Origin of the sequence: Cupriavidus sp. SW-Y-13 (assembly GCF_009793345.1) — a bacterium.
Taxonomy (GTDB): Bacteria; Pseudomonadota; Gammaproteobacteria; order Burkholderiales; family Burkholderiaceae; genus Cupriavidus.
In genome coordinates this window covers 83748-110714 of sequence record NZ_WHLX01000005.1, presented here as the reverse complement: position 1 = coordinate 110714, position 26967 = coordinate 83748, and the positions used below count along the sequence as shown (strand labels likewise).

Sequence of the window (26967 nt, the reverse complement as noted above, 5' to 3'; positions counted from 1 at the left end):
GGAAGGGGAATGCATGTCGGCCATGACTGAGTGCATCATACGTCTCTTTTTCCGGCGGAGAGGCGCTCAAGAAGAACTTCCTTGATTCCCTCGCCGCCGCCACTGTTCAGCGCATCGACAGCGGCACCTAGGATCTCGAGCAACTCCTGCTTCGCCTCAGTCGAAAGAGCAGCCGACGGCTGGAGTTTTAGTTCGATCCCGCCATTGGCGTACTCACGCAGTGAGCCGCCCTTGGCGGAACCCACCATAATCGGGCGATTCGTCAGTGCGGCCTTGCGTTCCCGCTTCGCACCAGGTTCACGAACGAATTGACGGACCAGCGCCTCGATACCGCGGCGGGAGACGTTCTCGTCGATGACCTTGTCCACGAGCGCGAGCAATTGATCGTCGCCCAGCTGAGACATATCCCCAATCTGCCGTGACAACTCAGCCGCGACGGTGTAGGGGAATGCCTCACTATGCTCGGCCATCCGGTCAGTTACCTTCTGGGGGAACTTCCCGTAGGACAGCATATTGCTGATCGTTGCCTTGCTCCTATCAAGCCGTTCAGCCAACCATTCCAGCGTGGCGTGACCTTTGCCGACGAGCTCGGCCCAGCGCAGACCCTGGTCAATTTGAGAAATTGGCTCCGTCGAGTCAGTACGCTCAAACGAAACGGCATAGAACTCTTTCGCATCGTTGGGATCGACCGCACGCTCAAGCGCCCAAAGCTGGTTCCATCCCAACTTCTGCCCGCTCCGGAAACGCGTCTCGCCATCGACGATGAACCAATAACCCGCCTTAGCGGGGTTCTTCGTGACAATGATTGGCGATTCCTGACCGTCCGTGGACATCTGGAGGCTTAGCTCCTTGATGCGAGCTGCCGAACGATGAATCCGAGCATTCCATGGATGGGTTTCCAGTCGATCAATGGCAACCGGAAAGCCCCTTACGGCCCCGTCATCCAAGCGGATGGAGGGCTCAGAAACCGTTACGGGCGCGTGTTCAGCCGCGACGATAGCGGGCGCAGGCGCAGTCGTCACAGCATCGGTCACCGGGACCGTGGCGGCGCCGGCCGATCGCTTGGGAAATGCCGCAATCTTGAAGCCGCCGCCTGGCACGGGTGCCGCGGCCGGCGTGTCGCCGCCCGGCGATGCTACTTCTGCAACTGGCGGCGGCTGGAAGGAACGCTTTCTTTCAGTCATTAGTTAGTCGCCCTCCTCGATTCGGGAGCGTCGTCGAACAAGCCCGGCGTTTCGCCACGTGCGAACGTCTCTTCGGCAATGTTCATCACAAACTTGCACACGTTTCGGATCTCTTCGTGCTGCCGTTCCAGTGCGCGCGTCCACCCCTCAAACGTGACGGGCAGCACCTCTTCAAGCTCGTGACCGATGTCATGCATCAGCGAACGTGGGAAGCGCTCGGATTCACCCACGTGCGGGGCAATCGGAACATCGTCACCGAAAGACCGCTGCAAGGCGCTCATGACGCGAGCGCTGCGGCTGTTATTCGCCTTGAAGAAATTGGGAACCGCGACGACCTGGGGAATCGGCAGTTGCGACTCCGATAGCCCCGTCAGTTCGTTCGCAAGGAAACTGAGCGACTTCACAGTCAGCGCATCGAGGCGAACCGGAATCAGTAGCAAATCGGCTGCAACGATTGACGCACGAGACACGACAGACGTAGACGGCGCGTTGTCGATCAGGATGATGTCGATATCCTTGAGGTCGCTGTCGGCATGCGCTGAAATCCAATTCCGCAGAAATTGCTCGCGGTTCGGTTGAATTGCCAGTCGATAACCCAGCTCGCCAAGCGTAATGTCAGCAGGCACCAGCTTGGGGCCATGTTCCCCATACGGTTTCACGATGATCTCGGACAGCGGCAGCGTAGTTTTTTCCCCATTGGCCGGATACAAGGCATTGAGGAAGGTATGCTTGACGAGCCACTGATTCGGCTTGCCGGCGTCCGCGACTTCATCTGGCTGGAACCCGTTCATAACGGTCAGCGACGCTTGGTCGTCCAGGTCGATGGCCATGACGTTGTAGCCCTGCAGAGTCAGTTCCGCCGTGAACTCGTTCGACAAGGTGCTTTTGCCAACGCCACCCTTCGGTACGTAAACGGCAATGACGAGTGGACGCTTGAACTTGACCTTGCCGCGATGGCGCTTGGATTTCGCCAACTGGAGGATCTGTTCGAGCGAATAGACAGGGCGCGTAGTGCTGCCTGCCGGAACCCGATCAGGAACAATCCCCTGTTCTTCGATCATCCTTCGGACGGTTGCCTCGCTGACGTCCAGCATCGGGACGATGTCTGCAAGACGGTACTTGTTAGTCTTGATTGGCACTTGGCAATCCTGAAAGGGTTTTTCGGCAAAAAAGCACGATTTCCCTATCATAGCAAAAATTACGGGCTACGCTATAAAAAGTGCCTTGTTGGTGAATGTTGCGGTGCCGCAGGCTATTAGCCAATAGAAACATGTTTTCGCAGTAGATTGGTTCTGTTGCTTTTATCCAACCGAAGTGCATGCTTTCGGTCATCGTATATGCCGTATAATGCATTTTATGCCCTGTCTCAGGCTTGGAGAGTGCTGAGAGAGGCAGGCCCATGTTTTCGGCAGATTTGTGCGACTGTCTTAAGCAGCACTTACAAGAGTCGTGCCGCTAGGCAAGCCCGGATTCGACGACAAATCGCGACGTCGGATTCTTCTTGGCAGTTGAAAGAAACATGGAGCTTCGAGCGCGCGTGAGACCCACATAAAAGAGCCGCCGTTCTTCGGCTTCCGTGCTGCCTTCGTCCGGAATCACCGTCTCTTCGAGACGAATCAGCGCCGTTTGATCCCACTCCAGCCCCTTGCTGGAATGGAAGGTCGTAAGGACGATGGCGTCTTCGCCAGGCTCGTTGTTCTTCCGACGCAGAAAATCGAGTCGGTCGGAGAACGTCCCATTTAGTCTGCTGAGCACGTCATACGTAGTGTTGATCGCGCGCTTGGCCTGATCCGATGTCGCCTTTTTCAGCATCCATTCGTGGACGCCATCAAGCACCAGGGCGTGAAACTCCCGTTCACAAAGCGCTCGCCATTCGGCCATCTTTTTGGTCAGTTCGACGAATTTTTCTGCCGCGTCCTCGCCGAGGCCTGCTTCGATCAAGTCTTTCTTCTTGACGCCTTCGGGAACCTTTCCGGCAGCGAACCTCTTATGGATCGTGTGCAAATCCGTGGACCCAATGCCGGTGTAGCCGAGGATTCCGTCAAGGCCGTTGCTCGTTGTTTGCTGAATAAGTTGGAGCAAGTTACCCATCAGTGCGGACTCAGGACGATCCAGGATCGATCGTCCCGCAGCGCGGTAGTACTTCACACCATGCGAACGGCAAACTGCTTCGACAGGGTCAAGAATACGATTCGTCCGAGCAAGGATGGCCGCGCTCTTCCCGGCGCGAACGGCCGCCGACATGGCCTCAACCGCAGCGACACCTTCCTTGTACTCGTCGTCATACCGTTGGAACTGGACAGATCCACCTTGGCCCTTGTTGGAGCGGAGTTCCTTGATGATCCGTTCCTCGTTGTTGCGGATCACGTTGTCGGCCACACTAAGGATTTCTGAGTGCGACCGGTAGTTGACCCCAAGTACGATCTGGCGGGCGCTGAACTCGCCAGCGAAGGCATCCATCCCTTTTTTTCCGAGGGCCGACCTGAAGCCGAAGATAGACTGATCGTCGTCCCCTACCAGTGTGGTCGTGGACCCAGATCGCGCGTGGATTGCAGTCCAAAGTGCCTGAAGCGAATCGCAATCCTGGTACTCATCGACCAATAGCACGTCGACGGCGTACGGCTTGATAGCACTGGATTGCATCCCCTTGACCGCGTGCCGCATCAAGTCTTGAAAGTCCACACGCCCATTCCGCTCCAGTGCAGCTTGATAGGCCACATATATCTGGCTTTCAACGCTATCGTCTGTGGGTGAGCCTAGCTCGGCCTTCAGACGCTCGATGACCGCAACCGCTTCCTCGATCTTCCATTCAAGCCCCATCTCCTGGAGAACCTGGACAATCAATGCCGCACGATCGCCATCAGAGGCAATATCCGGTCGCTTTCCAGCCACGGACGCCAATTGCTTATATGCGAGCGAGTGGAAGGTGCCGGCGATCAGCCGCTTCTTTGCCGCTGGGCCCGCCAGTGCGAGTATCCGGTCGCGAAGCTCGATTGCAGCATCCTTGCTAAAAGTGACCGCACCTACGGTCAGTGATGGGTCGCTCAGTAGCAATGCGGCCTTAGCGGCAATCGTCGCCGTTTTCCCAGCACCAGGAACAGCTACGGCCACGCAATGGTCGCGGCACTCCACGACTTCGCGCTGCGACGCGTTCAGCTTTTCGAGAACTTCAGCGAGAGACATAACTCGGTGTGGCGAATGCCTTGGGAGGGCCATTGACCGACATGGTCGGACTTGGTCCCTGCAAGTAGGAGAAAGTGCCAGCAACTGCCAGTAGCAAGCCTCGGTCCGCCATACAAACTGGCACTAGGAGGGACATAGTCCCACCATGTCCTACTTGCTGGCACAACGTCAGACTAACGAACTGGGTGACGCCGATCAGCTATCTGGCAGTTGGTGGCACCAAGTCCCACTACATCGCATTGCGACGGACTTGGTGCCACCATAGTTGTGCACGAAAGCACTAGATGCCGCGAACCGTTGTCATGAGCTTCAGATGCGTCGTGTAGCTGCGCAGGCCGAGTGGCTGGAACTTTCGCAAGAAACGGGTTACTTCATCATTGACATCGCTCTGGTCGCGAATTCCGTTCCACACCATGAAGTCGAACTGATCCATAGTCTGGTCGAATTTGATGAGTACCTGTAGCGCCCGCACGGCGAAACGCGAGTACGCCTGGACCTCGAGTGAGAGCGAAGGGCGCTGGATGGTCGGTACAAAGACGATCTCCTCCTTGCTGCGCATTTCGGTCTCTCGCTGCTCACGATAGGCCTTGGCAACCTGCAGCTGTTCGTCGACGTAGTCCTCAAGCTTGGAAAGCTCACGCTCGAAGTAGGTTTCGAGCGTGGACAACTCGGTGCGAGTGAACGTGCTTTGCCCGAAGCGCTGAAGATTCAGCGACATGCGGTTCATGTACGGCCACCATTGTTCGAAGAGGGGCCGCAAGCGCGTATGGTTCAACTTCAGAGCGATGGGAACAACAGCAGCGCCGGCAAGCTCGCGATCCAGGATCTGCATGCCGAGCTCACGACGGCGGCGGATAATTGCCTGACGCTGTTCAGGCTGTAGCTCACGAAAAAGCTTCCGGGTGCGCTCGACTTCCGCTTTGCGTTGCTCGTGGTCGGCCGTGGAGATTAGGCCTTCCTTACGCAGTGCATCGGCGGAGGCCTCCATCTCGTTGAGTTCGCGTTCGACGTCGCCGCTGCTGTCCAAGGCACCGAGCGTGCTCGGATTCGGGGGGGAAGCCGTGGTCGCCGCCGGATCCACTGGGAGGTCTTCGTTGGGGGTGAGGTCGGTCGTGGTCATGAATTTCTCCTGGGCATGGCCCATGTAGTCAGCAAGCGGCCGGATTATTTTCCGACGTGGAATGACGCTGCGAGGCGCCAGCAGAGTAGGCCCACCAGGCAGACGACATAGGTCCACCAGTTGGCGAGCAAGGAAAAGGGGAGCAGCAGCGCGGAAGCACCCAGCCCAAAGCAAAGCATCAGGCCGTGCGCTGCAACGTGGAACGACACAGGGTTCGCAAAGCCCGCACTGGCAGCGCGGATCTTCCGGGTGACAGAACCATCGTTGAACACGGCAAGCAGTAGGAAGAGTGCGCCGAACAACCAGTGGTAGGCCACACCGGCGCGGTACAAGGCTCTGTAAATGGTCAGCCAAAAATGCTTCATCCAACCGCGGCCGAAATCCGACGCACCGCCGTCGGATACTGCCGTCGAAGTATCCGAACCAGAGAATGAAGCCTTAACGGCACCGGTTTCAATGAACCACCTGTGAAATCGTGCGTTCGCGAGCAAAACCGCGCTTTGGGCTTTTCTCTGACCCAGCACTCGTTCAACGGACGTTTGTTCGGCCTCGCTGATCTCAAATGCCGACTGGTCCTGAATGAAGGGCGCCAAAGTGCAGATCATCAATGGCGAGACGATGAGCCAGAGGCGAACATGAGAAGCGAATCTGCTATTGCCGGCCATGATTTAGAACCAACGCAGAGCTAGAAAGACGGGAAAGGATGGGATAGCCACGATTGCCGCCCAAAACATCGCTGGTTTGATGACGGCGATCTGCACGAGAGCGAAGCACGCCGGGGCGGCGCCCTCAGCGAACGCCACCGGTCTTTCCCCTTTGTCCGGTGCGGTCGAAGTGATCCACTCATGCATGGCCAGTGCCAGGGTGGTATCCACCCCGCAGACCCGGGCGGCTATTCGGGCCGGAGCCTGCCGGAACAGCATGGCAGCGTGCCTCGCGTCAGTGTGCAAAGTTGCCAGCGACATCGTAGCTCTCAAAGTAGCGGGAGAAGGCATAGCCCGTGAGCACGCGAGCAGCCAGTTGGAAAGCGGCGCATCGCTGTGTGACCGGACCCGGTACGCGTTCTTCGACGACCTGGCAGACATATCCATCAGGCTGGCGCTGCTCGAACGAGGGGATGGATTCCTGGAACGGATCCCAGACGTTGTACCTCTCCCCTTTGAACGCGGCGTAGCGCTTCTCATAGAGATCATGAGCGCGCCCGAACAGCCCTTTCATGAATGCGACATTCGGATCACCTTGCTTGCGCGCAGCACGCCAGGCGGTGATGGCATCCAATAGCATTTCCTTGACCAAGGGTTCGTCACGGACCCGGAAGTTCACGCCGATGTAGTCGACCACACGAGTACAAACGTCATCGAGATCGGGCGAAAGCGTGAAAATAGGGGCGAGCTTCGTTGAAAGCTTGTTTTCCTTGACAACTTGTCGGAACAGACTGCTGCGCATGGATGGTTAGTCCTGAATAATTGGAATACGGCCCTGGTAGACGGCGCCACCGGAGATCCGCAGAAAAAACTGGAGGTTGGGCAATTGCATGAGAAGGTCATGCGGTATGAGCGGGACCTTTTCGAGCTGTGCCGACCGAGATACCGAGCCAGTGAACTCACCAACATGGGCTTCGGTGCCGGTGCTGGTACTACTGGAGACGACAAGGTTCCGAATCGCGGTGGTCCCAGCCTTCTCCGCAAACCACTGGGCGGTGTCGATGTCTTCCAATCGTAAGACGATCTGATTGTTCAAATTGCCCAGAACCTGGTTCATTTTTGCAACGTTTCCGAGCTTGGCAGTGAAGTCGGAGCGAGTCTGATAGGCGATGAATGCCTTGAAGCCGGCACCGCGTCCCTTATTCAAAAGCTGTAGTAACTGCTCGTTGATGGCCTCAGCCGCCTCGTCAACCTGAATGACAATCTCGGGAGGCTTGGCGTAGAAGTTGTAGATCGCCCCTGCGACCGACGCAATGTCGGCAAGCAGCATCGACATGACGGCCTGGGCCACCATCGAGTTAGATAGGGAATCCGCGCCGACGTAAAGGACTGCCTTCTGCTTTATGACCTTGTCGATATCCCAGATCTCGCGGTCGTCATGGAAGTCGTCGGCCTTCGGCGCCAGCATCAGCCCAGTCTCACCGGTGGCCAGCATCTGCAGAAGGGGCAGGGCGGACGCGATGATTCGACCGTAATGGTCCCGATCGTGCTGGAAAGTCGAGATGAGGCCGTCGATGGATTCGTGACCGTTGCCGACGTTTGCGAAGCGCTCGATGTACATCCGTACCATCGCATCTAGCCGCGTGCCACCGCCCTTTTGTCCGACCTGCTGCATATAGCCGGCAACCTCTTCATCCCAGTCTGGCTTACCGGCTTCTGGGAAGAATCGCTGCAGCGCGCGCTCGAGCAGGTTGTTGATGCCGTTTTGTGCGTACTGAAGGATCGAGCGCAGATTGGGCTTGTCGCCCACATAGAGTTCGCCCTTGACAGACCGGTCGATAAATAGGAACGCAAATTGCCGGAAGGGGCCTTCCTCCATGAGCTGCGCGATACGCGTCGGAATCTCCGAGGGCTGCGACCAGTTCTCCAACGGATTGAGGCGAATGGATTGTGACGGCGCCGCCTGTTTCCAATACAGAAATTTCCGACCCGTACGCTCGCATTCTCGCCGGCATCGAGCGACCCACTCGGGGTCGTTCTTCGGGTCGATCACAATCAACACGTCGTTGGGATTGTGAATAACCTGGGTCGAGATGATCTCGAACGTGCGCGTTTTCCCCGCTCCGGTGGTACCGCTGATGGACGTATGACCGCCCATTGCCTTGTAGTGAAATGGAATAGGGTGCTTAGTCGATTCCAGGCCAGCGATCCAAGGCTTGCCCTGGGGCGAGCGGTCCGCGATGCTGCTCCCCGGTGCGAACGCCTTTTCGATGGCACGTACAGTCTGCTTGGGGAGCCACTTAGGTAGCCCAGGGATGTCCGTCGAAGGCATGCGCAGAATGTCGTGCGCGAGCTGGCAGTGCTTCTGCGTCCATTCGTAGCCAGTCCCGAGGTACATTGCATCCTCATCCTTGTCCCTGGAACGGAGTTTTTGGCTCTGGGCGAGAAGCGAGTCGATCCTTTCGACCGTCAGCCACTTCGTGGAAATAGCGAGACGGAATTTCAGGGCGCGCCAGACTTGAGTCGAGCGGAACAGTAGTACCGTCAGGCAGAGCAGCGCGAAGTATCCAGCGTGGGGGATGCCGCTGAACAGGACAAACACCGCGGCGAGGCTCCATCCGAGCGCGGCTCGGATCTCGTAGATCGGTCGGAAATGATTGGTATAGGGATTCATCACGACGAAATCGGAGCGATGAGGTTTCCCACCTCGTCGACCAGCAGAATGCTCTGCGCGTCAACCCGGTAGAGATGCTTGCCCTTGCGGAGGTGTTCAACCAGCGTGTCAGACGCCAGTCCGTAGTTGCCGAGCATTCGCTTGCTAACGGCCACTTTCCCATCCACGCGAGTGACCTTTGTCTTGCCGGTGGCCACGTCTTGCGAGAGCGCCTTGAAAAATTCACGCATGAGATTGGACGTTCCCGCCAACGCCTGGAAGGGGTCGTCCGCTAGCGTTTCCTTTCGGAGCGTGCGCGCGCCGTCCAACTGCAGGACGTTCCGCGACGATGGCTCTTGCGCTTCTGGTGTAGACGGCGATTTATTGTCGATACTCGGCGCAGCAGTCGGCGCCCCCGGCTGCTTGACTTCGCCAGTTGGCACAGAAGACGGACTGGCCACTGCGGTACAAGAGGGGCCGGAAACGGGAACGCCGTCCGCTTTCGCCAACAGCTCCGCGGCCGGAGCCGGCGTCGAGTCCGGAGCAAACTCGGCTTGACGGGCTTTCACCTCGAAGGTTGTCAGGGTCTCAATGGCCTGACGGGCCACTTTGTGCAAGAGAGATTCGAGACCGCTAGGACGCGGATCAGGATTGATGGCGCCAAAAAGGTCGGTCAGCACCTCGCTGTCAAAACGGCTCAGGCGTTCTGCGCCGAGGATCTCGCGCGCCAGGAGTGCCGTGCGCATTCGTTCCGGCTGAAGAGCGATTTCCCGCCGCGACACACGATAGCTACCTGTGCCGACCCAGTTTGAGAACGCACCATGAGCGGCAGGAATCCATTCAGCGCCGTCGCTGTCGCGGTAAAACTGGAAATGGCGACAAGGCTCATCGAGCCGCGAGCAACATGCTGCGAGGAACAGTGCATAAAGATACTGGGGTTCAAGCAGTCTCCGGCGCTCCGAAGGCTGATTTGCCCCAAATTTCTGCGCGCCGGACAATCGCATAGCGAAATATGCAGCCTCGATCGTGGCACGGAAGGCGCCCCCAGGTTCCGCATGCTCATTTGGGCGAAGGGGTACGCTAGAAAACCACTCTGCGCACCGGATAAGGATGCTCAACCATTTGTCGTCGAACTCCGCCGGCGTTGTCTCATTGGCGTATTGCCGAATCAACGCTACACGGCTTTCTTGCGCCGATAGGAGGGCCGCAGGAGGCAACGGTTGGTGGATATGTGTACTCATTTTTTGCTGAGAAACTTGCCGATTCCACCCGCTGCTTTCAGGCCGATCCGCATTGCGCCGCCGCCACTGACGCCACCGCCTGAACCGAAGATCCCAGTGGCAATCTTGGGGAGTTCCAAAGCCACGATTAACATGAAGATAGCGACACTCATCGCGTATGCTGCTCCCGCCAAGGTTGCTGTACCAACACCTTTCTGCTCCGAAAGCGTCGACACGAGGGCACTTGAGACGAGTTTCGCCATGATCGTTGCAACCACTGTGTACATGGACGCGCCGATCATGAAGTCGAGCCAGGAGGTGAAGTAGCGGCGGGTGTACTCAGACAAGCCTAATGCAACGGCGATGGGGCCGATAACGATGCCAATGGCCGCGGAGACCTCACCCAACGAAATGAAGATGACATACAAGCAGGCAGCCGCAGCGCAGAAGACAAACGCTATGACAAGAGGGATGCCGGCGAAGATGATCTTCAGCACATCGCTGATGCCCTGGGCCGCCGACATCGATTCAATGTACGAGTCCATGAATCCTGCCCCGACGCTGGCAAGTGTAAGGCCAGGTGTTGTGGCGTCTGTGCCCGCGATTTTGGTGGCAAGGGACTGGAAGTAGTCGTAAATGCCGGGTCCGAACTTGTCATAGCCCGCGTAGATCGACGCAAATATGCCAAGCAGTAGAATCGTCTCGAAGAAGTCAGTCCACGCGGATACAGGGTCCGACGTGGCGGCAAACCGCAAGCCCGCCAACGTCAGCGTGATGATGCCAAGACCGAACGCAATCTTGTCCGCGTCCGGTTTCACTGTCTTGCTCAAGGTTGTCGCGCCGGCAATAAGTCCCGTCCTAAACGACGTAAATTGTTCGAGCCACTTCTGGATTGACTCTCCGATGGTGCCTTTCTGTGCCCCGAGACCCACTGAAGGTTTGTTTGGTTGCTGGGCCTCGGTTCCCGTGTCCGGCCCGGAGGCCTGGGCGTAGACTGCGCCGGAGTGCAGCGCGAGTACCGAGAAGAGCAGCACGATGACGCGAGCGAACCACATCGGGTAATCCTCTATCAATTGGCTTGCAACTTGCGCGAGTACACCCGTGCGCGCAGCTGCTTCAGCTCTTCATCCTGCGCCGCGTTAATGGCACGCATGGCATCGGCGCTCTGCGCTTCCTTGGCAACGTTCTGCTGGTCCTTGTCGGCATCGGACTGGGCGCGAACGCTCATGAGTTGGAGTAAATCGGAGTTCTGGCTGGCCAGCACATCCAGCATCTGGTTCGTTGTCTGGGCGGTCGCTTGTGCTGTTGGCGAAAGCTTGATCTGCGATTGAATTTTCTCGCGACGTTTGGCAACCGACTGGGTGTTCTTGAAGACCTGTTCGCCAAGGCTGAACAGCGCCTTGGCGGTCTTGTCGCCATTGGTCAGCAGGGAACGCTGGTCTTCGAACCATTGCTCCTTGGTTTTCCCGGACGACACGACCATGCTTTGGATCTTCTTCAGGTAGTCGGCGTTATCCTGCACCGTCCCATAAAGATCCTTTAGCGTGGTGCCGTACACTTCGTATTTGCCGATCTCGTCTTTGATGCTGTTGAACTGATCCATAATGGCCTCGGGGTCGAGGCCGGTTGCCTGCAACAACTGGTTGGCCATCATCTGGTATTGGTAGACGATGTTGGTGTTTTCGTACACCTCGGACTTGATTGACTGCAGAGCCGAGATGGTGGTTTGGACGAGGCCCACCCAGTCAGTGACAGGCAGTGCGGCGTGGGCGGTTGATGCAACCGAGACCGATGCGGCGACGGCGATGTTGGCGATCCACTTCTTCACTTTCTTCTTCTCCCTGGGTTAGGCCGCGCGCGCGAGCATTTCGCGGACGTAGCGTTCCTGCCAATCGGGCTCGCCCGACGCATGGTGGTTGTCACAAATAGACTGGGCGACGCCGTCGGATCGCAGCATTGCGACCATCTCGTCGTTGAATGCCGTCTGAAGCATCCGGGTCTGCGTATTGGTGATCCAGAGGTAGTCCCGGTTGGGGACCGCGTCGGAGATCATCTGGATCTGGTCGTTGGTCAGACCGAACTTCTCCCCATAGAGCTCAGGGGTCGTCTTGGCCTGGCTGTTGGGCAGATAGATCCAGTTAGCGATGTTCTCCTTCAGGATTTCGAAATTCGCCACGCGAGCGATCTGGCGCAAGGATTGGGTCGCCGCCCAGATCGAGCCGTTGAGCTTTCGGATAGTGGTAATCCAGTCCTCGAAGCGCTTATAGAACCGTTCGTTCTGGAAGAAGAAGCCGCATTCCTCCACCTCGATGACGGTGTAACGGATGCCGTCCATCGACTGGCTGATCCGATAGAACGCGTAGTCGGTGAAGAGAGCAGCCGCGCGCGGGAACTTCTGAAATAGCTCGCCGCACTCGATGCAGAGGTTGTCGCTCACGGCGAAGGCGTCATCCACGTGATCGAAGAAGTGACCGTATTGACCGCCCCTAAGCCAAATCTGGAGTCGCTCGCGCAGTTCACCGTGGACCTGCGTGGCGAAGTTGCTGAGGGTCCATCGTTCCGGGCCATAGCTCGCCAGCAGCTTCACTGCTTCGAAGATGTCCTGCTTTTGCTGCGGTGTGGTCGAAAAGCTGTCGTCTTCAATGGCGAGCGTCAGCCATTCGGCGACATAGGTAAAGCTACCCGGATCGGAGAGCAGTGAGAGCGGATTCACCGGCGTGCTAGCCTGGAATTTTCCAGTTACGTCGATGAATGCCCCACCGCTCAGCAATGTCGGAATACGCGTGGAGCGATCCTTATCAAAGCGAATGCGTCGTGCACCGTGTCGGTCCGCTTGCGACACCAGGAAGTTGAGGAAGACGGACTTCCCGGCGCCAATCGGGCCGATGACGAACAGGTGGCCGTTGCCACCCGGCTGGTGCATGTCGACGCGCTGAGGGGTGCGGTGGCGTGTCGGCAGGCAAGTGAGCGGCGGCACTTCGGTACCCCTCTTCTCCGATAGCCAGGCGTTCCGGGTTGGACCTTCGAGCACCGAGCGCACCGGTGCGATATCGGATACAGCAGGTGTCTCGACAAACTGCAGTCGCCGTTGCTTGTCCCAGCGCCCAGGGAGGGTGCTGTTCCACGCCGGCATCAGGTTGGTCTTTTCGCGGATCGCGCCAAATCCGGCGTTCGTCAGCGTGCCGACCACCTCGCTGACTGAATCCTCCAGTTCCGATTCCGTATCTGCGTAGATGACGATGGAGATATTGGCGAAACCGTGCTGGACGCCTTCGGCCGTCAGGCGTTTCAGGGCCTTGCCAGCTTCCTTGGCAAGCTCCTCGCGCCCCTCATCATTCTCGTTTTCCTCCTTCGCCACATACTGCTTGACCATCGAGCGGAGGTTGACAGCCGCCATCTTGTAGAAGCGGCGCACTTTCTCGATGTAGGCCGTGGCCCGCGCGGTATCGAGAAAGCGGAACATGATGCAAATATCCAGCTCCGCGTCCACCTGCAGAAGGCTGTCGAGCGCGGCTTCCTGGAAGCTCATCCACTCCTTTACCGCCACAATCGCTGCGTAGCGTTTGCCGTGGGCGGACTCGAACAGCAGGCGCTCAGCGCCCACGGTGATTTCAGATTCGCTCAGATGGGTGTCAAGCAATGTGACGGGAAACCGGATGCGTCGCTTCGGCACGCTGGGATTCGCAATCTGATGCAGCGCCTCGTAGCTTTCCTGCATGGCGAGGCGGGTTGGCTTGATGCGCGGAACACCGCCCGTGAAGGCATCCAGCATGGCCTCGAAGCGGCGCGTGTCGGAGCGGATCTGCTCCATATCGAAAGCGAAGGCACTGCGGGACAGCACGGTGTCCTTGGCAGCTTCGACAATGGCGCCATAGACTTTCTTGCCGCCGACCGTCATGTGATAGCCGATTTTTTCAAAGAACTTGGCTACGCCGGTTTCGGGCGTATAGGCGATGCTCAGTGAGTGCGCATTCCGAAAATAGCGCCCGGTCGTCATGTGCGCCTCATTCAGGGCGTTGAGACGGGCGTCGGTACCATTGCTGAATTCGCCGTCGACGTAACCTTTGGTGCGCCGGTGCGTGAGGCGCCACCATGCGGTAATGCGGTTGTCGAACGAGCGGCAGGCCTGGTCGAGCTGCTCACGTGCGGAGGTGATATCGCTTGCGTCGGCACTGTCTGCATCCACGCCGCGGAACTCGTAGGTGGCCAGCAGAGAGCCATCCTTGTTCAGGATGAGTTCAGGTGTGATCGAGGTGAGCCAAGGGGCAATCTCAGCCAGCGGGCGTCGCTTGAGTTTCAGCATGGCAGGTCGCTGTCAAAGCCATAGGGTCGGCGGAAAACTGGATGCGACTTGCCGTGCCACGGAAGTGATTCGTAGAGGTCGCCGTACTGGTTGTAAAGGTTCAGAATCTGGTTCCACCACGGATCTCGGCTTGTCAGCCACGCCAGTAGCGCATGAACGCTCAATCCCAGGACAAAAAACGTCACAGGGATTTGCCAGCCGCTTCGGTAGGTGACGTAGATCAGCAGTGCGGTAATCGTGCCGTTGGCGATGGCCAAGGTCCGCACCGCGCCGGCAATCAGTTGCGGCATGGACAAGCCGATGCTCACGTGGTGTTTGCGCATTTCAGAAGCCCGTGCAGGACGCAACAATATTCAGCGTCTTGAGGATCGACGGCGCAGCGGCGGCCAGACCGATGCCCACGCAAGCGCCAGAGATGAACTTCGAGAGCGAGGATTCGGCGTTGGCATACGCGATCGCGCCAAGCACGATCACGATGAGCCCCAGCACGAACAGGTACTTGGTGTTGATGAACGTCGCCAGGCCGCAGATGAAGTTGCCGAGATTGCCCAGGAACGAATCGTCAGCCGCCACCGCCGATGTGGCGACGGCCATCATGCCGATCATCAGCATGGCGGAGGGTGCGTACTTGCGGGCGGTGGCGCGTACGCGCGGATGGATTGCGAGCTGCATTTCGAGGAAGACTCCGTTGGTTAAAAGACACGTTTGAGGTCGTAGTCGTTGTCGCGAAAGCCTTTGATTTCAATGATTTCCGAGACGTGACGCATTTCGCCGGTTCGTTTCATGTGCACCACATAGTGGATGCAATCGGCAATGAGCTTGCGCATGTCGTCGAGCTTCCAGCCGGAACCGGGTGGAATGCCGAGCAAAGCCATGCTCTCCAGTCGGGAGAGAGCGGAGCGTGCGCTGCTGGCGTGAAGGGAGGCCATACCGCCATCGTGGCCGGTGTTGAGTGCCTGCAGCATGTCGAACGCCTCGCCAAACCGCACTTCGCCAACGAAGATGCGGTCGGGGCGGAAGCGCAGCGCCAAGGCGACGAGGTGCTGCGTGGTGACGCCCTTGTCCTTGTTGGACAGCAAGCGGACCTGGTTAGGTACGGTCAACTTCAATTCCATCGTGTCCTCAATCGTCAGAACACGATCGCCTGCCGGGACCTTGCCCGCGAGGGCGTTGAGGAAAGTCGTTTTCCCTGAGGACGTGCCACCGGCGACGATGACGTTCTTGCGGCGGACCATCAGTTGTTCGAGGGCGCGTGCAAGAGCTTCGTCTTCCTCCCCGCCAAGAAAGATCGGCTCTTCCTCCTGGGTTGTGGCGTTCCGTAATGAAAAGGCGCCGGCTCGCGCGTAGTCCGCGAGGGACAGGTTCGTTTCCCTGTGTCTACGGATGCTCAGCGCGTGACCATCAATGGCAGTCGGTTGCATGACCGCCGCGATCCGCAGGCCCTTGTGGCCGGCATTGATGATGCCTTGCTCTGTGCCGCGGACTGCGGATTTTTCGACGGAGGATGCGAGTGAGCGGACGGCGCCCTCGACCTTGAATGGCTCAAGTACCACGTCCAGCTTTGTGAGGACGCCGCGGCGTTCCACCCAGATGCTGTCGTGGCGGTTGATCATGACTTCTGCAACGTCCGGCGCATGGATGACGTCGTGCAGCGGCGCGAGCGACTCGAAGAACATCGAGACGGCGCTTTCGGCCAGCTGCGTGAGCTGTAGAAGAGGGTGGTCGTTGGTCGGCGATTCCATGCCCCGTATTGTTGGCGGGGTACGTTATGCATGGACTGCCGAAAGCTATGGGATTTTGGCGAGCTTTCTCAGGATTTGATGTTCGGTCACGCCGCGCCAGTCCCGGCGTGGTATCAAAAGTCTGAGCACGCTCATCACAAAATCCTAGAAAGCTCACTTTTTTGTATCGTCTTTCTAGGGACATCGATCTGGCTGCGCCGGTGACTCAGCGCATACGACTTTTCAGGTATATCGCAGAATTTAAGAAAGCTGAGTGAAATCACATAGCTTTTTGGTGATAGTCGGCGGGCATTAGCTGATTCAATGGGCGGCATCAAATTGGATAGCCGCAGCATGCGCCTTACTCGCAAATCTTCCGACAAAGCCAAGCCCCTGACCGTTGCGCCGGGGATGTATGGCGATGAAAGTCCGGAGCAAGCCATCTTCGACCGTACCACGCGAATCAGCGTGGACCGGAATCATTGGAAGCTGGCCACCGTTGGGTTGGGCGTAATCGCAGTGGCGGCGATCCTTACGCGTGAGCCACCGCCTTCGGTCGTGAAAGTGGTCGGTGTGTCGTCGGACGTGACTGGTAAGCCGATCACGCGTGAACTGGATGCCTTCCGCCCGGATGAGCGACAGGTGCAGGCCGCGCTCAAGGACCTGGTGCAACGTTGGTTCACCATCGAGCCGATCCTGACCTCCCAAATTGAAACGTCTCGCATGGCAGCGAACCTACGTTCCGTGCGCGAGCAGATGCTGGGCTCGGCCAAGGAACAGTTCAAGGCGTGGGTGGACGAGGATGAGCCGTTCCGTCAGGTCACGTCGTCGCCCACGCTCACGCGGGAGCCAAAGTTCACCAATATCGCGAGCCTGCCGGACAGCACCGTGGTCGTCGAGTTTGTGACTACGACCACCGAAGACGGCTTCAAGCCGCGCAAGCAGCGATACACGATTACTTTCCGGTACCAGACCAAGCCGGCGGACAAGGAAGCCGTGCTCGGCACCAATCCGTTTGGCGTGTACCCCATTTTCTTCAGCATTCAGAAATCCGCGGCCTGATCCGCGCACACGCTCATGGACGCCCGTACTTCTTCCCGATTCCTCCCTGTCGCCATCGCCTGCTGTATCGCGCTGGTGCTGTCTGTTCCGGATGGCCACGCTGCCGAAAAGATGCCCCGTCGCCCAGGAGCCGGGATGGCAGGTCTTGGTATCGGTGACCTCAGTGATGCGATGAATCCCACCAACCCGTTCAACGGCGGCGTGGATCCGGTCGCGCTGCCGGGCGACTCGCGGCTGGTTGTGTTCACCTACAGCCGCGACCAGATCTTCCGTGTCCTGAGCGCGCCGCTCAAGGTGACAACCATCGAGTTCCCGGACGATGAGCAGATCATTGGTGATCCGGCTTGGGGTGAGAACGTCAGGTGGGACTACGATACCGACGGTGCCAATCACCTGTACGTGAAGCCGCAAGCTGCCGGCCTGGTCAACACCTTGTCGGTGAACACCAACAAGCGGAGCTACGAATTCACGCTGGTTTCCTCGCCGCTCGGCGGCATTTTCTACCAGAAGGTCCGGTTCCGTATTCCTACGTCCATTTCTGCAAAGGTGAAAGCGCGCAATGACGCGCGGCCCGAGCAGGCCGACGACGGAAAGGCTGGCGAATCCGACAGCGGCCGGAGTCTGGATGCCGTTGGCGTACCGCCCGACCAGCTGAATTTCGACTACAGCATCTCTGGGGGCGCGGCGTTCAAGCCGGACACGGCCTTTGACGATGGCAAGGCGCTCTGGCTGCGCCTGCCGGCTGGTGCCCTGCAGAACTGGCCGGTCCCGCTCATCAAGGACGGCAGCGACTACGTGGTGGTGAACTCCGTGACGCGCGGTCGCTATCTCGTGGTGCAACGGCTGGCCGACACCGTGGTGCTGCGTTCCGGTAGCGATGAAGTCAAGATCGAGCGTCGTCGCCGCATTCTGGGGTTGTTCTGATGCGCGGCAACAAGAAGTCCGAGAACGTCACCGACGTGACGGAAGCGCAGGAGCGTACTGTCAAGGGGAAGCTCCCGCGAAACGTTGTGCTCGCCTTGGGTGGCGTGGCCGCCGTCATGGTTGGCGCGCTGGGCTACTACTACCAGACGATTTCGGACCAGCAGCAGGATGCCAAGGCCGAGCAGCAGCGCACCGACCAGATCGCCCAGCGCGCGGGCAGCGCGGACACGGGCCAGAGTCTGGAGGCCACGATTCGCGCACAGGCGGACAAGGCGCGCGAGGAAGCCGACAAGCAGCGCAAAGAGGCGATTGCGCCGGACACGAAAGCGCCTGTCATGACCGCTGGCGATCTGACCAGTGCGGCCAAGAGCACGCCCGCATCGCCGGATGCCAAGAAGAATGCGCAAGATGACCTCTTCACTGCGCCGGTCTTCAAGAGCGGGACGCGGAAGTCCCAAGTCAATCAGGCAAAGCCAACGGCGGCGCTAGCGGACATCACCGATCCCGCGCAGATGCGCGCGATCCAGCAGGCTGTGGCGGCGAAGGCAGCGGCGGCGAATGCGGCGGCTCAGAATCCTGAGGGCGCGGTGGCTCAACCGGCGTCTGCCGATCGCCAATTCTTGCGCGACGCCGGCAGCATGACCACACTGCGTACAGGTTTCGACGGCAAGCTCCCCCGTTGCACCCTGAGCCGGGGCTTCAACATTCCTGCAAATTTTGCGGGCGGTCTGAACTCGGACAAGCCGGGCGAATTCCGTGCAACCGTGTCGCAGGACGTCTACGACACGGTGAAGGGCACCTGCAAGATCATCCCTGCCGGCAGCACGCTGGTCGGCATGTACAGCGCTGACATCGCAGTTGGCCAGGAACGCATCCTCACGGCCTTCGTGCGCATGCAACTGCCCAATGGCAAGACTGTGCCGCTGATGGGCATGCAGGGCGCAGATCCGGACGGCACCGCCGGCAATACGGGTGACGTCAACAACCACTTCCTGAAGATCTTTAGCGGCGCGCTCATCATCGGCGCGCTGTCGTTGCGCTTCAACGACAACCCGACCACCACAACGGTCGGGCCGGCCGGACTGGTGGCATACGGCAACGCGGCAGGGCAGGTAGCGACGCAGACGGCCCAAACGATCCTGAATCGCAACCAGAACATTCGCCCGACCATCACGACCGAGCCCGGCCAGAAGATGATGGTGCAGGTCAAGCATGACATCGTGCTGGAGCCTTATCGTGACTAAGCGGCTCGCGGCGTTCTTGCTTTGCGCTTCCGCGTCCTTTGTTGCCAGTGGGGCAACGATCGATGCCGTCATCAGCCCCAACGCCATTGTCGTGAATGCCGATGGTCAGGCGCGCGTGCACACCCTCGAAGGCAAGCCCGTCTTGTACTGCGGGCTGGACACATTCCTTGCCTGGTCGGCGCGGCTGCTTGGCGTGCAGATCGAGGCGGGTGGGGACCAAGGCCCGACCGTCACGTTGGCGGGAAAGACGGTGCCGCTTGCTCGTCTGTTCGCTCGGGAAGGGTGGTTGCGCCCGCCACATCTGGATGACGCCGCTCAAGAAGCGCTGGCGGAGCGCCGCGGCGGCTGGGCATGCGCGCCAAAGACCGAGCCGTTCGCCCAGATGGGCAGCCGCGTGGACCCCAAGATTACCGCTGGCATTGCCATGAACGAGTCGTCGTATCGCGGCCGCCCTTGGCCGTGGACGCTAAACGTTGCGGGGCGGGGCATGTTCTTCTCGTCGAGGGAAGAAGCCTATTCGGCGATCAACCGTTTGCTGGCGAGCGACCGCTGCGACTTTGACGTGGGCCTCATGCAGGTCAACTGGTGCTACCACGGCAAGCGTTTTGCCTCCCCGTGGGAAGCACTGGCGCCGGCGACAAACATCCGCGTGGCTGAGGACATCCTTGCGGAGAACCTCCAGCGCAGCGGCTCCCCCATGAAGGCCGTGGCCTGGTACCACAGCGCCAACCCGGAGCGTGGCGGGCCTTACTTCTCACGTTTCATGAAACACGTTGCGAGCTTCCAATGATCAGGCCGCTGATTTTCTCTGCACTGGCGCTGTTGGCAGCGCCGGCCATCGCGGCCGATACCGACCCGCTCGACTTCGACTACCAGGTTGTGGCCCGCGCGTCCGACCGGCCTGCGATGGTGTTCAACGACGGACTGTCCACGTACATCCAGCCGCGCTTCGGGCAATCGGTGCAGGCCGATGGCGCGATCCAGAACGGTCCCTATTGGGTCATCGAAGGTGTGCCGGAAGTGGTCCGCTATTCAGTGAACGGACAGCCTGTTGTAGCACGTTGGAAACGGGCGAATGGCTTCACGTCCGAGCCAGCCAACCCCGGTGGCGACATGCCGCGCAGCCTCGCCGCGATCTCGGGCCGCCTGGCTCTGATTGGCAGCTACTCGGATATCGCGCTGGTGCGCGCCGGCCGGTCCTCCTTGCCGCTGGCGCAGATGGTCAAGTCCATCGCGCCGAACGGCTGGAGCGGCACGGCGCAGAAAGACATTCCGCTGACGGACGATGTCTCACTGGATGCCCGGGCCGGGGAGAACTGGCTGCAGGCGCTGGCGCAGGTGCTTGAGCAGCGCAACCTGTACGCAGAGGTGGATTTCGGCCGCCGGAACGTTGCACTGCGTGCCACGCCGCCCAAGGCGTTCGCCGTGGAGACCGCGACCGGCGGAATGCTCCGGGCCTCGGCCACGTCTGGAACCACGCCGGCAGTCCCGACGCCGGTCCCGGCCGCGAGCGCACCCGCGGCAGGCACTCCGCTCCCTGAAGGTCCGACACTGGCCTCGGCATTCAACGCGTTGGCAATCCGCGACGCCAAGAACGGTCGCATCGAAGTCCGCTTCGAGACCGAGCCGAAAGATCTGGAAGTGCGCGATGGCGCGGGTGACAAGCTCCGTACGCGATGGGATGACGCCGAAAAGGTGCTGTCCTTCCCGACGGTCGACAGCTTTACGGCGAGCAGTGGAGCGAAGCGCGTCGAAGTCGCACGTGTGCCGGGCATCAATTTCCTGTTCCCCCGCGAGAACGATGCGGGCCTGGAGCGCGTGTTTGAGAAGGACGGTGCCACTTATCTGAGCTTTGCCAAGTCCTCGGCCAGCATCTCCGTATTCGGCGACAACCACCAGGGCGGCGGCGAGCAAAAGGACCGGTACTTCAAGTTCAACGGAGTGTCCGATCACCTTACTGTGATCGCGGACGGGAATGTCGTCCGGGTGGACCGTCTGCCAGAAGTCCGGTTCTACGAGCGAGCCGCCCTTCAATGAGTGTGAAGCGCCATTACCTCCTGTTGTGTGTCGTTGCCGGGCTGACGGTGGCCGGCGGTGCGCACGCCGACTGCCTGGACGAAGCCGCAGCATTCCACCGCGTAAGCCCGACGCTTGCACGCGGGATTGCGCAGGTCGAATCCGGTATGCGCTCGTGGGTGACCAACACCAACACGAACGGCAGCGAGGACATCGGCCTGATGCAGATCAACTCGGCGCACCTGCCGCGCCTGGCGAAGTTTGGCATTACGCGGCAGAGCCTGTTCGACCCCTGTACGAACGCGTACGTGGGGACGTGGATTCTCGCGGATTGCCTGAGCCGATACGGGGAAACGTGGACGGCGGTCGGTTGCTACAACGCCGGCGCTCCAGACAAGCGGCTCCGGTACGCCAACCGTGTCTATCAGAAGCTCCAGTCCACCAGCAAATAAGCCAACGAATTCATAACGGAAATCAGCCATGTACCAGCCTCGATCGATGTCCCGGATGTGCCGGGTTCTGCTGAGCGGCGCCGCCGCTATCGCCGTCTGCGCTCACGCAGCCGTACCCGGTACCTCGCCTTTTGGGGCGTCCGCATCGGGCAACTTTGAGCCGAGCAAGCCTTTGGCCGGTGGCGGCTGGCAGCTGCTGTCGGACGGTCGTGGCAACGCGCAGCCGAAGGTAGGCGAGGCTCCGGCACTCATTGCCAAGGCAAGCGACACCTCGACGCCGATTGCCCAATCGATCCCCGCGACGGTAGTGACGCCGGTGGCCGCTGCGGGTGCAGCACTGCCGACCGGTTCCGGCCCGCGCGACTGGACTGTCTCTACCGCCGACGGCAACTATAGGCTGCTGGTCGAGAAGTGGGCCCGGGAGACTGGCTGGACGGCTGCGCCTTGGGAACTGGACCAGGACGTGGAGATCGGTGGCAACGATGCGTTCACCGCAGATTTCAAAACAGCCCTTCGTCGCGTCCTCTCGTCCACGGAGATGACCGACTACAGCCTGAAGCCTTGCTTCTATTCCAACAACTATGTGCGCGTGGTGAAGAAGACCACGAAGTGCAATCCGTCCAAGTGAGGCGAACAATGAAGCTGAACCGCATTCTCCGTCCCGCCACTGGTGCCGCGCTCGTTACATCGATGCTGGCCGGTTGCGTCTCGCCGACGTTGCTGAAGGATGTTCGGCAGACGACCGACGACACACGCGCGCAAGCCACGCAAACCACCCAGGATCTCTACGCCCGTATCCGGCAAGACCGCGCCGCTGTGGAAGCGGAGCAGGACGTTGACCGCCCGTTCCTGGTGGGAAAGCGCGTGGCCGTCGCGCGGAACGTCACGCTGCCGCTGGCACTGCGCAACAACGTCGACACGTGGGTGATGTTCCCCGAGAAGACGATGCCGCTTGCGGTGGTCGGCCAGCGCATCACGATGGCAACCGGTATCCCGGTCAAGATCGACTCGGACGTGTACCTGCCTTCGAACGTTCTGATGCCTCGCTCGCTGGGCCCACAGGCGCAGCAGGCTTTGCGGGGTACGCCGGTCAGTGGTACGCCGACGCCGGCGGGCGCTCTCGGTCCCGCACCGTCGCTAGGCGGCCCGCTGCCCTCTACGCTAACTGCCGCTGGGGGATCTGCCGGCATCCAGACCACACCGCTGGTCGAGAACGCCTTGAACGTTGAGTTCAAGAACAGCGAAAAAATGCCGCTCGCGACCATGCTGGATCTGGTGGCCACGCGTCTGGGCATCAACTGGGAATTCCTGCCTTCGAAGGGCGTCATTCGGTTCTACCGGCTGGTGACAAAGACCTGGCAACTGCCGATTCAGCCGGGCACCAATTCGTTTACGACGGAGTTCAAGCAAACGTCTCAGGGGTCCGGCGGCACGGGCAACAGCGGTAGCTCGAACTCGTCGCAGATTGACGCTGCGGCCAAGGCCGAGCTGAAGGAACTCGATGATCTGGAGGAAGTCCGCAAGAGCTTGAACCCAGTGCGCACGATGGTGGGGGATCTGGACCTGAACCGCGGTACCGGCCTGCTCACGATGCGTGACACGCGCGAAGCGGTGGAGGCGGCCGACGACATCATCCGTCGCCAGATCGCCATCTACTCGCGCATGGTGACGCTCAAGTTCCAAATGATCGACCTGTCCGTTGCCGACAACGGCGAGGCTGGCGTGGACTGGAACGCCGTGCTGACCAAGGCGCTGGAGAACGTGCCGGGCTTCACGCTGTCGGCGCTATCGCCGTCGACGCTGGTGTCGAGCACGGCCGGCAGCTTTGGCCTGACGATGAACTCGGGCCAGTTCGCGGGCACCAACGCCATCATGAGCGCGCTCAAGCAGTACGGCACCGTGACGTCATCGGTGACGATTCCCGTGTCGATGCGTAACCGCCACGCCTTCCAGTACAACAACCGGCGCACTTTCTCCTACGTCTCAAGCACCACGCCGGCGACAACGACCGCTGGCGGCACGGGTGGCATTCCGGGTATCAGCACGTCGACGGCCACGGTGGGTTTCAAGCTGCAGGTCTATGCCGATGCCACCACGCGCGACGACGTGAACCTGCAGATCGCCTTCGACCAGTCGAAGCAGGATGGGCCGCTGGAGAAGTTCACTTCGGGCACGGGCGATAACCAGCAGTCGATCCAGAACATCAACCTCGTGGCGAAGGGAATCCCCAAGCAGGATTTGATCGTACGCAACGGCCAGACGGTCGTCATGACCGCGTTCGAGCAGGATGACACGCAGTTGACGCGCCGCACGCTCGGCGAGTCACTGCCGATGATTCTCGGGGGCTCGATGACTGCGTCGAAGACCCGGACCTTCACCCTCGTGCTGGCGACCGTCATGGTGCAGGACCAGGGCGAGCCCTCTGTTCAACACGGCAGCTGACATGGCGCGCATCCAAACACTTTGGGCCGATATCGCCCGGCTTTACCGCGATCATTACTGGGTCGCCGTGCTGATGTGGCTACCCGGCATCGCTATGCTCGCGATGCAGCGACCGGCGGAAATGATTGGTTGTGCACTGGCCACGTGCCTGCTGACGTTGGCGTATCAAGCAACGCTATCTGCCTACGGATTGCATTTGGAGCATCGTATCGACTCGGAGGACGTCGGCTTCTTGCATGTGCGTATCGACGGCATTGACCTGGGCGCCGTGCCGGAGAATGAGTACGCTGCCATCCGTCATCGCGCGGCATTCTCCTTGTCGACGTATCTTCGTCAGCTGTGCAACGCCGGCGTGCTGGCGGTCAACGTCTGCCGCTGGCTGGCTCGATATGTGCCGCTGATGATGTTCTGGACTGCCGTCGGCGCATTGCTGCTGGACGGCACCGGTACAGTCACCGGCATCAAGTCGATCCTCCTCGCGGCACAGGTGGCGCCCGAGCGGCTTTCCGATCTCCTCGCACTGTTCTTGAGAGCGACTTTGCTTGTGGCGATGATGGGCGCGCTGTTCGCCTATCGGCAATTTGGATTCCGTAACGAGTTCCGCGCCGAGTGGCAACATGCGCTGCGCAACCGTCTGGATCTACCGTCGACAGGGGATCTGTCGTTGCATCGCATGCGGGGCAATGAGTCCGTACCGGTACGCGATGGGGCTGAGTTCCGCGCGTTCCTCCGCAAGCGGTACCGCTTCGGGGCTACAAACGGCGGGCTTCTTGATGGGGTTGCGCAATGATTCTGGATATCCACGGCAAGAAGCTGGTGTTCGGCATGCAGTGGCGCACCCTGACGGGGAGCGGCACGCCGACGACACTGGCTGCCAACATTGCGAAGGAAGTCCGTGCCGCGCGCATCTGGCACGAGGACCAGGCGCTGCACATGGGCTATCTCAGCGGAGCCGATGCGCAGGCCAAGATCAAGGACAAGCTGTATTCGGCAGCGGCCGCGCTCTCGCGCGTGCCGGAACTGGTCCCCAACGCGCTGTTCGTTTTCAGGTTCGATCACGCCGGCGCCGCGCCGATCTACTTTGTATGCGGCATCGTCAAAGGCAGGCCGCGCGTAGGTTTTGATCAGGTCGTGACCGAAGAGCGCACGCTGTCTGCGCTCGTGGCCGATTTCCCGACGAAGTTCGAGGGCGAGTTCAAGTTGGTTGGGAATTCGCCGGAACTGCTGGCGTTGCTCCCGCAGGACCGCCGCGTCTCGCACGTCGAGTTTGATTTGGCAAAGCTGGTAGAGGTGGCCGGTCCGGCGGCGGTTCTGAAGAAGCCGCGGGCGACCACGCAGCGCAAGCAGTTGCTGATCGTGACGGCGCTTGCTGCCGTCGGCTTTGTCGGGTGGCACTACGGCAAGGCCGAATATGAGGCTTACCAGCGCCGTCTGCATCCGCCGCCGCCTCAGAAGACGCCTGCGGAACTGTATGCCGAGGATCTAGTTTCGCGCAGCGCTGCACCTGTCGCACCGGCAGCGAGTGCACTGCCGGCATTCACGCACTGGTTCTCCGCGGTGGCGCCGTTGTCTGTGGGCGGCTGGACGCTATCGACGGTCAAATGCGAGCAGGTCGTAACCCCCGAGTCGGATTGCGTTGCGACCTACGTCATCAAAGACACCACCCGTGGTGCCACGAATCGGACGTTCTTGGAGGCGATCCCGGACTGGGCAGCGAATCCGCATTTCCAGAAGGGTGACGCCGCCGTGGATGTATCCGCTCGCGTCCGGATGGGCGAGGCCCGGCGCCTGGGCGATGTGGTCGGCCGCCTGCCGGCTTCCATGTCGCTGCGTGCGGACTTCGGATCGCAATTGCAAGTTCTCCGGCCCGTGGCGGGCAAGGCTGAGCTGGGCGAGTTCGGCCACTTCGGATTCGTGCCACCGCAGGGGCCTGCCTCTATCGAGCACCCCGTAAAAGTGGGTAATTGGGAACTGTCCGGCCCGCTGCGTAACGCGACGGAGTTCAAAGCGTTCCCGACACCGGTGACGGTCACCTTCATTGAGCTGTCCGTGAACCTTGACGCCGCGCCCGATCTCAAGCAATCCAAATTCATGTTGACGGTCAAGGGCGATGCCTACGCCCGCGATTAAAGGACACCCCATGCGCTTCGCACGAAACTCTGGCCGCACGCTGGCCGCGATCCTGGGCCTCGCCGTTGTTGGCGGTGCCTACGCCGACGACGACACCAAGACGATCACACAGAAGCTGATCGACGCTGATGGACGGGTGGCGCTTCAGAAGATCGAGCAGGATCTGAACAAGGGCGCGCCGCCCGCTGCGGTGTCGGCGGCACCCAACCCTGCGCAGGCCAAGGCGGAGGTAGAGCGTTCACGCCCGCGCACGATCGCCCTCTATGGCGTTGACGGCCGCTCCGCCGGTGGCGCCATGTCGCTGCGCAGCTATGTGCAATGGGGCGGCGAGACCTATTCAGCCAGGGTGGGGGCAAAGTGGCGCGGCTATACCGTGAGCGCCATCACCGAGAGCGGCACCACGCTTACGAAGGGCAAGTCCAAGCTCTTCGCGCCCTACGAGCAGGACGATGCTGTGAACCTGTTTGAACAACGACCTGGCGGCGAGGGGATGAACGCCGCGCGGCCGTCGTCGCCACTGCCGCAAGGTGGTCTGCCCGGCGCGGCCGCTCCATCCTTCCAGATGCCGTCGACGTTGCCGCAGCCTGCACAGATGCCGGCTGCCCCCATCATGCCCCCGATCGCGCCGCCCCAGCCGGGTGGGATGCCGCCGGTTGCGCAGCGCTGAGT

Annotated in this window: 26 protein-coding genes; 11 read left to right on the top strand and 15 right to left on the bottom strand. The window is 60.2% G+C overall.

The window, feature by feature from the left end; translation table 11 throughout:
- Positions 1 to 35: 35 nt before the first annotated feature.
- From GA566_RS32150 to GA566_RS32080, 15 genes are all read right to left on the bottom strand, one after another.
- Positions 36 to 1184: a ParB/RepB/Spo0J family partition protein gene (locus GA566_RS32150; RefSeq protein ID WP_237380999.1), complete on the bottom strand. Its 1149-nt coding sequence runs from the start codon at positions 1182 to 1184 to the stop codon at positions 36 to 38.
- Positions 1184 to 2323, bottom strand: a complete 1140-nt coding sequence (locus GA566_RS32145; protein ID WP_249359677.1) for a ParA family protein — start codon at positions 2321 to 2323, stop codon at positions 1184 to 1186. Before GA566_RS32145 ends, GA566_RS32150 begins: the two co-directional genes overlap by 1 nt.
- Before the next feature lie 316 nt (positions 2324 to 2639).
- Positions 2640 to 4367: an ATP-dependent helicase gene (locus GA566_RS32140; RefSeq protein ID WP_137927732.1), complete on the bottom strand. Its 1728-nt coding sequence runs from the start codon at positions 4365 to 4367 to the stop codon at positions 2640 to 2642.
- A gap of 280 nt (positions 4368 to 4647) precedes the next feature.
- Complete coding sequence (locus GA566_RS32135; RefSeq protein ID WP_137927731.1) at positions 4648 to 5487, bottom strand: ATPase; 840 nt, start codon at positions 5485 to 5487, stop codon at positions 4648 to 4650.
- Positions 5488 to 5531: 44 nt separating this feature from the next.
- Positions 5532 to 6152 carry a DUF4400 domain-containing protein gene (locus tag GA566_RS32130; protein WP_137927730.1) on the bottom strand — a complete coding sequence of 207 codons (621 nt, stop codon included), beginning with the start codon at positions 6150 to 6152 and terminating at the stop codon, positions 5532 to 5534.
- A 3-nt stretch (positions 6153 to 6155) separates the two neighbouring features.
- Positions 6156 to 6410 (bottom strand): hypothetical protein, encoded by a 255-nt coding sequence (locus GA566_RS32125; protein WP_237380996.1) that lies wholly within the window; start codon positions 6408 to 6410, stop codon positions 6156 to 6158.
- Between the two features lie 16 nt (positions 6411 to 6426).
- Complete coding sequence (locus GA566_RS32120) at positions 6427 to 6933, bottom strand: hypothetical protein (RefSeq protein ID WP_137927728.1); 507 nt, start codon at positions 6931 to 6933, stop codon at positions 6427 to 6429.
- A 6-nt stretch (positions 6934 to 6939) separates the two neighbouring features.
- Entirely contained in the window at positions 6940 to 8805 is a 1866-nt protein-coding gene (traD, locus tag GA566_RS32115) for a conjugative transfer system coupling protein TraD (protein ID WP_137927727.1), read from the bottom strand.
- Positions 8805 to 10025 (bottom strand): TraI domain-containing protein, encoded by a 1221-nt coding sequence (locus tag GA566_RS32110; protein ID WP_137927726.1) that lies wholly within the window; start codon positions 10023 to 10025, stop codon positions 8805 to 8807. Before GA566_RS32110 ends, traD begins: the two co-directional genes overlap by 1 nt.
- Positions 10022 to 11059 (bottom strand): type IV secretion system protein, encoded by a 1038-nt coding sequence (locus GA566_RS32105; RefSeq protein WP_137927725.1) that lies wholly within the window; start codon positions 11057 to 11059, stop codon positions 10022 to 10024. Before GA566_RS32105 ends, GA566_RS32110 begins: the two co-directional genes overlap by 4 nt.
- Before the next feature lie 14 nt (positions 11060 to 11073).
- Complete coding sequence (locus GA566_RS32100) at positions 11074 to 11832, bottom strand: conjugal transfer protein TrbJ (protein ID WP_137927724.1); 759 nt, start codon at positions 11830 to 11832, stop codon at positions 11074 to 11076.
- Between the two features lie 18 nt (positions 11833 to 11850).
- A complete protein-coding gene (locus GA566_RS32095) occupies positions 11851 to 14307 on the bottom strand; it encodes a VirB4 family type IV secretion system protein (protein ID WP_137927723.1) in 2457 nt (818 codons plus the stop codon).
- Positions 14301 to 14630, bottom strand: coding sequence for a conjugal transfer protein (locus GA566_RS32090; RefSeq protein ID WP_008645668.1), 330 nt, complete (start codon positions 14628 to 14630; stop codon positions 14301 to 14303). Before GA566_RS32090 ends, GA566_RS32095 begins: the two co-directional genes overlap by 7 nt.
- 1 nt (position 14631) lies before the next feature.
- A complete protein-coding gene (locus GA566_RS32085) occupies positions 14632 to 14979 on the bottom strand; it encodes a TrbC/VirB2 family protein (RefSeq protein ID WP_008645667.1) in 348 nt (115 codons plus the stop codon).
- 20 nt (positions 14980 to 14999) lie between these two features.
- Positions 15000 to 16049 (bottom strand): CpaF family protein, encoded by a 1050-nt coding sequence (locus GA566_RS32080; protein WP_137927722.1) that lies wholly within the window; start codon positions 16047 to 16049, stop codon positions 15000 to 15002.
- A 333-nt stretch (positions 16050 to 16382) separates the two neighbouring features.
- Between GA566_RS32080 and GA566_RS32075 the strand changes: the two genes are divergently transcribed.
- From GA566_RS32075 to GA566_RS32025, 11 genes are read left to right on the top strand one after another with little or no spacing between them, the layout of a single operon-like run.
- On the top strand, positions 16383 to 17090 hold the full coding sequence (locus GA566_RS32075) for a type IV secretion system protein (protein ID WP_137927721.1): 708 nt from the start codon (positions 16383 to 16385) through the stop codon (positions 17088 to 17090).
- Positions 17091 to 17105: 15 nt separating this feature from the next.
- Positions 17106 to 18014: a TrbG/VirB9 family P-type conjugative transfer protein gene (locus GA566_RS32070; RefSeq protein WP_137927720.1), complete on the top strand. Its 909-nt coding sequence runs from the start codon at positions 17106 to 17108 to the stop codon at positions 18012 to 18014.
- Positions 18014 to 19258: a TrbI/VirB10 family protein gene (locus GA566_RS32065; RefSeq protein WP_137927719.1), complete on the top strand. Its 1245-nt coding sequence runs from the start codon at positions 18014 to 18016 to the stop codon at positions 19256 to 19258. The genes GA566_RS32070 and GA566_RS32065 overlap by 1 nt, the downstream gene beginning before the upstream one ends.
- Complete coding sequence (locus tag GA566_RS32060) at positions 19251 to 20048, top strand: transglycosylase SLT domain-containing protein (RefSeq protein ID WP_160475176.1); 798 nt, start codon at positions 19251 to 19253, stop codon at positions 20046 to 20048. Before GA566_RS32065 ends, GA566_RS32060 begins: the two co-directional genes overlap by 8 nt.
- A complete protein-coding gene (locus tag GA566_RS32055; RefSeq protein ID WP_137927661.1) occupies positions 20045 to 21295 on the top strand; it encodes a pilus assembly protein PilL in 1251 nt (416 codons plus the stop codon). The genes GA566_RS32060 and GA566_RS32055 overlap by 4 nt, the downstream gene beginning before the upstream one ends.
- Entirely contained in the window at positions 21292 to 21726 is a 435-nt protein-coding gene (locus GA566_RS32050; protein WP_237380994.1) for a lytic transglycosylase domain-containing protein, read from the top strand. The genes GA566_RS32055 and GA566_RS32050 overlap by 4 nt, the downstream gene beginning before the upstream one ends.
- Before the next feature lie 28 nt (positions 21727 to 21754).
- Positions 21755 to 22354, top strand: coding sequence for a toxin co-regulated pilus biosynthesis Q family protein (locus GA566_RS32045; RefSeq protein ID WP_137927662.1), 600 nt, complete (start codon positions 21755 to 21757; stop codon positions 22352 to 22354).
- A gap of 8 nt (positions 22355 to 22362) precedes the next feature.
- Positions 22363 to 24168, top strand: a complete 1806-nt coding sequence (locus tag GA566_RS32040; RefSeq protein ID WP_137927663.1) for a protein PilN — start codon at positions 22363 to 22365, stop codon at positions 24166 to 24168.
- A 1-nt stretch (position 24169) separates the two neighbouring features.
- The gene (locus GA566_RS32035) at positions 24170 to 24958 is read left to right on the top strand and encodes a hypothetical protein (protein WP_137927664.1); all 789 of its coding nucleotides are present in this window, start codon (positions 24170 to 24172) and stop codon (positions 24956 to 24958) included.
- Positions 24955 to 26298 carry a type 4b pilus protein PilO2 gene (locus tag GA566_RS32030; RefSeq protein ID WP_137927665.1) on the top strand — a complete coding sequence of 448 codons (1344 nt, stop codon included), beginning with the start codon at positions 24955 to 24957 and terminating at the stop codon, positions 26296 to 26298. The genes GA566_RS32035 and GA566_RS32030 overlap by 4 nt, the downstream gene beginning before the upstream one ends.
- 10 nt (positions 26299 to 26308) lie before the next feature.
- Positions 26309 to 26965, top strand: a complete 657-nt coding sequence (locus GA566_RS32025; RefSeq protein ID WP_137927666.1) for a hypothetical protein — start codon at positions 26309 to 26311, stop codon at positions 26963 to 26965.
- The last annotated feature ends 2 nt before the right edge of the window (positions 26966 to 26967 follow it).

Excerpts from the sequence above, each read along its gene's own strand:
- GA566_RS32105 (WP_137927725.1), bottom strand. The coding sequence starts at position 11,059 with ATGTGGTTCGCTCGCGTCATCGTGCTGCTCTTCTCGGTACTCGCGCTG.
- GA566_RS32065 (WP_137927719.1), top strand. The coding sequence starts at position 18,014 with ATGCGCGGCAACAAGAAGTCCGAGAACGTCACCGACGTGACGGAAGCG.
- GA566_RS32125 (WP_237380996.1), bottom strand. The coding sequence starts at position 6,410 with ATGCTGTTCCGGCAGGCTCCGGCCCGAATAGCCGCCCGGGTCTGCGGG.
- GA566_RS32110 (WP_137927726.1), bottom strand. The coding sequence starts at position 10,025 with ATGAGTACACATATCCACCAACCGTTGCCTCCTGCGGCCCTCCTATCG.
- GA566_RS32040 (WP_137927663.1), top strand. The coding sequence starts at position 22,363 with ATGAAGCTGAACCGCATTCTCCGTCCCGCCACTGGTGCCGCGCTCGTT.
- GA566_RS32045 (WP_137927662.1), top strand. The coding sequence starts at position 21,755 with ATGTACCAGCCTCGATCGATGTCCCGGATGTGCCGGGTTCTGCTGAGC.
- GA566_RS32035 (WP_137927664.1), top strand. The coding sequence starts at position 24,170 with ATGGCGCGCATCCAAACACTTTGGGCCGATATCGCCCGGCTTTACCGC.
- GA566_RS32080 (WP_137927722.1), bottom strand. The coding sequence starts at position 16,049 with ATGGAATCGCCGACCAACGACCACCCTCTTCTACAGCTCACGCAGCTG.
- GA566_RS32025 (WP_137927666.1), top strand. The coding sequence starts at position 26,309 with ATGCGCTTCGCACGAAACTCTGGCCGCACGCTGGCCGCGATCCTGGGC.
- GA566_RS32075 (WP_137927721.1), top strand. The coding sequence starts at position 16,383 with ATGCGCCTTACTCGCAAATCTTCCGACAAAGCCAAGCCCCTGACCGTT.
- GA566_RS32095 (WP_137927723.1), bottom strand. The coding sequence starts at position 14,307 with ATGCTGAAACTCAAGCGACGCCCGCTGGCTGAGATTGCCCCTTGGCTC.
- traD (WP_137927727.1), bottom strand. The coding sequence starts at position 8,805 with ATGAATCCCTATACCAATCATTTCCGACCGATCTACGAGATCCGAGCC.
- GA566_RS32050 (WP_237380994.1), top strand. The coding sequence starts at position 21,292 with ATGAGTGTGAAGCGCCATTACCTCCTGTTGTGTGTCGTTGCCGGGCTG.
- GA566_RS32120 (WP_137927728.1), bottom strand. The coding sequence starts at position 6,933 with ATGCGCAGCAGTCTGTTCCGACAAGTTGTCAAGGAAAACAAGCTTTCA.
- GA566_RS32135 (WP_137927731.1), bottom strand. The coding sequence starts at position 5,487 with ATGACCACGACCGACCTCACCCCCAACGAAGACCTCCCAGTGGATCCG.
- GA566_RS32150 (WP_237380999.1), bottom strand. The coding sequence starts at position 1,184 with ATGACTGAAAGAAAGCGTTCCTTCCAGCCGCCGCCAGTTGCAGAAGTA.
- GA566_RS32070 (WP_137927720.1), top strand. The coding sequence starts at position 17,106 with ATGGACGCCCGTACTTCTTCCCGATTCCTCCCTGTCGCCATCGCCTGC.
- GA566_RS32085 (WP_008645667.1), bottom strand. The coding sequence starts at position 14,979 with ATGCAGCTCGCAATCCATCCGCGCGTACGCGCCACCGCCCGCAAGTAC.
- GA566_RS32140 (WP_137927732.1), bottom strand. The coding sequence starts at position 4,367 with ATGTCTCTCGCTGAAGTTCTCGAAAAGCTGAACGCGTCGCAGCGCGAA.
- GA566_RS32030 (WP_137927665.1), top strand. The coding sequence starts at position 24,955 with ATGATTCTGGATATCCACGGCAAGAAGCTGGTGTTCGGCATGCAGTGG.
- GA566_RS32130 (WP_137927730.1), bottom strand. The coding sequence starts at position 6,152 with ATGGCCGGCAATAGCAGATTCGCTTCTCATGTTCGCCTCTGGCTCATC.
- GA566_RS32090 (WP_008645668.1), bottom strand. The coding sequence starts at position 14,630 with ATGCGCAAACACCACGTGAGCATCGGCTTGTCCATGCCGCAACTGATT.
- GA566_RS32055 (WP_137927661.1), top strand. The coding sequence starts at position 20,045 with ATGATCAGGCCGCTGATTTTCTCTGCACTGGCGCTGTTGGCAGCGCCG.